At 37.8% G+C, this 4,182-nt stretch carries 3 protein-coding genes; all 3 read left to right on the forward strand.

Annotated elements, in window-relative coordinates; all coding sequences use genetic code 11:
* Positions 1–205: 205 nt before the first annotated feature.
* Positions 206–808, forward strand: coding sequence for a type IV toxin-antitoxin system AbiEi family antitoxin domain-containing protein (locus AB1414_16665; protein MEW6609051.1), 603 nt, complete (start codon positions 206–208; stop codon positions 806–808).
* A complete protein-coding gene (locus AB1414_16670) occupies positions 805–1,374 on the forward strand; it encodes a nucleotidyl transferase AbiEii/AbiGii toxin family protein (protein ID MEW6609052.1) in 570 nt (189 codons plus the stop codon). The genes AB1414_16665 and AB1414_16670 overlap by 4 nt, the downstream gene beginning before the upstream one ends.
* Before the next feature lie 161 nt (positions 1,375–1,535).
* The coding region (mfd, locus tag AB1414_16675) for a transcription-repair coupling factor (protein ID MEW6609053.1) at positions 1,536–4,182 on the forward strand (2,647 nt) is incomplete at its 3' end.

The following is a 4,182-nucleotide window of genomic DNA, read 5'->3' on the forward strand; positions in this document are numbered from 1 at the left end:
GATTCTCCAGAGGTTTAGGAGGGGGAAATTTTAAGCAATTTAGAGGAAGAAGATGTTTAAAAAGCAAAAAATGGCTTTAAGGTGGTTACTTGGGCTGTTTATTTAGTTTCACCGAGAATTGCTGATTCTTCAAAAGAATACTTGACATTTCCGTATAAATTATATATACTTATTTACAGATATTACAAAATTATACGGAGATAATATGCCAGAAAAGCTACAGAAACTTATAAATTTTTTCAATAGGAATGGTGGAGTGGTCAGGTTTTCGGCTATTCTAAAGGCTGGATTTCATCCAGATTCGCTCAATACACTTGTGAAAGAAAAAAAGATTGAAAAGATTGCGAGGGGACTTTACAGGTTGGCTAATTATGATTTTGAGGAACATCCTGACCTTGTTATGGCATGCCTTCAGTCACCACGAGGAGTAATTTGTCTTCTCTCTGCTCTTTCTTTTCATGAGGCGACAGTTGAAATTCCTAAGTATGTAAATATAGCTATTCCACGGGGCACTCATGCCTATAGAATCAAATATCCGCCTGTGAGATTTTACCACTTTGATATTAAAGCATGGAACTCTGGAATTGAAGAATATAAAATAGAAGGATATAAAATCAGGGTTTATAATCTTGCAAAGACAATTGCTGATTGTTTTAAATTCCGTAATAAAATAGGTATAAATGTTGCGAGAGAAGTCCTTAAAGTGGCTGTTACCGAGAAGAATATAAAACCAGGAGAAATCATGGAATATGGCAAAATTTGCCGTGTTGATAATATCATAAAACCAATACTGGAGACTCTGCTTTGAAAAAGGAAATTAAGAATTTACAGGCTTCTATACGGGCACAGCTTCAAAATAAAGCAAAAGAGACTGACTGCTCGTTTTCAGAAATTCTACAGTATTACGGGATGGAAAGATTTCTTTATAGATTCAGTTGTTCAAAATATGCAGATAAATTTATCTTAAAAGGTGCGCTGATGTTTACAGTATGGCAAATTCCCGAACGCAGAACAACTCTTGATATAGATTTCTTAGCATATTATGACAATCGGGTTGCATCCATTGAGAAGGTTATAAGGGATGTCTGCGAGATTAAAGTAGAACCAGATGGACTTGTATTTGACTCAGGAACTGTGAAAGGACAAATGATAAAGGAAGTTGCAGATTATGAAGGTGTGCGTGTTAAATTCATAGGATTTCTGGAACGCTCACGTATTCCAATGCAGATTGATATAGGATTTGGTGATGTTATTTACCCTAATCCCAAAATCATTGATTACCCTGTTATTTTGAATTTTCCCAAGCCACATTTAAAAGGATATCCGGTAGAAAGTATGGTGAGTGAAAAATTTGTAAGGGTTCAGGTAGGATAAAAATAAGGAGAAAGGGAGAAGATGGAGAAGTGGAGAAAAGAAGAGGTGGAGCAAGAAAAAGTTTGAGCCATTTCTCCAATTCTCCCTTTTCCCCATTTCTCCTTGTTTACACTTCTAATGTATAGCCCTGAACGGTTACACTGGTTATGAGGTAATCTACAATGCCAATTTCAGTTTTGAATTCTTTTATTTCTTTAATTAAAAAATCACCTCAGTTTGTTACCATTAGAAAAAATATCATCCAGGGCATAAAAAAACAATCTATTTGTGGGCTTTATGGCTCGGCAAAGGCATATTTCCTCGCCGCATTAAAAAATGAAGTCAATCGTCCATTTCTGATTATCCTGCCAGGCCAAACTGAAGCAGAAAGATTCTATACAGACCTCCAGGCTTTTTCAGAAAAAGAAATTCTTTTTTTTCCGGATTTAGAAATCCTGCCTGTGGATGAAATACCACCACACAAGGAATTAGTTGGTCAACGACTGGCTGTTTTAGATAGATTATTATCTGCAAAATCAGAAGATGTCATCATCGTTAGTCCCATCCGGGCTATCCTTTATAAGACTTTTTCTCCCAATAGCTTACAGCAGACAAAAATTTCCATCCAAACAAGTATTAGTCTTGATATTCTCCTTGATAACCTTATCCAGCATGGATATTTGCGGGATGAGATGGTGGAAACAAAAGGCACATTTAGCCATCGCGGTGGAATTGTTGATGTTTATCCTGTCCATGCTGACCTGCCTGTCCGTATTGAATTTTTTGGGGATGAAATTGAGTCTATCCGCCAATTCGATACCATTACCCAAAGGTCAGTGGCTTTTATTGACCAGGTAACTATCCTGCCTGTGCAAGAAAATATCAAGGAAAATGACGGCACTATCTTTGATTACCTGCCAGAATCTTCTCTGGTCGTTCTGGATGACCCGGCTTATCTCCAGAATGAGGCTAATCGGTTAAAAAATGTAGGTAAATTCAATATTCAAGATTTGACACAACCCATTGTAACATTTGAAGATGGTGGAGAATTTGAGTTTTTTACCCGACCTATTTTAGAATTTAAAAATAACATTGCCTTATTTATTGATGAATATAAAAATTGGCAGGAAGAAGGTAATCAGATTGTCGTCATTGCTGGATACAAAGGACAGGAAATGCGAATAAAGGAGTTATTGAAAGATGAGAATTTAATCATTACCTCGGCTGATATTAAACAGGGATTTCAATTTAGAGAAATTCAATTGGTTTTAGTTACCGATAAAGAGATTTTTGGCTATCAAGCACCAATCCAGCAACGAAGATTTGACCATTCAGACACCCTGCCTATTTCAACATTTACCGACCTTAAAATTGGTGATTATGTTGTCCATAGTAATTTTGGCATAGGTAGATATGCGGGCATAACCACCCTTAAGGTAGAAGGGGTAAAAAAAGACCTGCTTTTGATTGAATATGCTGAGGGAGATAAACTTTATATCCCTTTAGACCAATTTGGGTTAGTCAATAAGTATATTGGAGATAAAGATAGACCTCCAAAAATATATCGTCTGGCAGACCCCACCTGGACACGGGTAAAGAACAAGGTCAAAAAGTCCCTTGAGTCAATTGCTAAGGAGTTAATTGAGTTGTATGCGGCAAGAAAGGCATTGCCAGGATTTGCTTTTTCTAAAGATACTGATTGGCAATATGAATTTGAGGAAGGATTTATTTACGAGGAGACTCCTGACCAACTCAAGGCAATTTCAGACATTAAAAAAGATATGGAAAATCCTCAACCAATGGACAGGTTAATTTGTGGTGATGTGGGGTATGGAAAAACAGAGGTTGCTTTGAGAGGGGCATTTAAAGCCGTGCTAAATAGCAAGCAGGTCGCCGTTCTTGTTCCGACGACGATTTTAGCCTTTCAGCACTACAATACCTTTGTGCAAAGGCTTGCTCCTTTCCCAATTAAGGTAGAGATGTTAAGTCGGTTCAAGACTAAAGCGCAACAACGAAAGATAATTGAGGGATTAAAAAACGGCCAGGTCGATATTTGTATTGGCACACATCGCCTGCTTCAAAAGGATATTGCCTTTCATAATTTAGGTCTGCTGGTGATTGATGAAGAACAACGATTTGGGGTAAAACATAAAGAAAAACTCAAAACATTACGCAAATTGGTTGATGTTCTGACATTGACCGCCACGCCTATTCCCAGAACCTTGTATATGTCTTTATCTGGAGCCAGGGATATGAGTATTATCAATACCCCGCCTCCAGAACGATTGCCGATAAAGACATTTATTTTGCCTTTTAATAAACAGGTGATTAGAGAAGCGGTTCTCCGTGAGATGGAGCGTGGCGGACAAATCTATTTTGTTCATACTGAGGTGAAAACAATCTTGCGACTATCTTTGTCTTTAACCCAGATAGTTCCTGAGGCAAGAATTGCCATTGCCCATGGCCAGATGCACGAACATGAACTTGAAAATATAATGTTAGAGTTTTTAAACCATAAATATGATGTCTTACTCTCCACCTCAATCATTGAATCAGGCATAGACATACCTACGGTCAATACGATTATTATTAATAATGCCCACCAGTTTGGTCTGGCACAACTTTATCAATTAAGGGGACGGGTTGGTCGGTCAAAACATATGGCTTATGCCTATCTTTTTTATCCAACAGAATTTATGGTATCCGAGATGGCTAAAGAAAGATTGGAGGCAATACGCGAATTTTCAGATTTAGGTTCTGGATTTAAAGTGGCAATGCGCGACCTGGAAATACGCGGGGCAGGCAATATCCTTGGTCCTGAACAACACG

The organism is bacterium, from assembly GCA_040755795.1.
Taxonomy (GTDB): domain Bacteria; phylum UBA9089; class CG2-30-40-21; order CG2-30-40-21; family SBAY01; genus JBFLXS01.

Excerpts from the sequence above, each read along its gene's own strand:
- AB1414_16665 (MEW6609051.1), top strand. The coding sequence starts at position 206 with ATGCCAGAAAAGCTACAGAAACTTATAAATTTTTTCAATAGGAATGGT.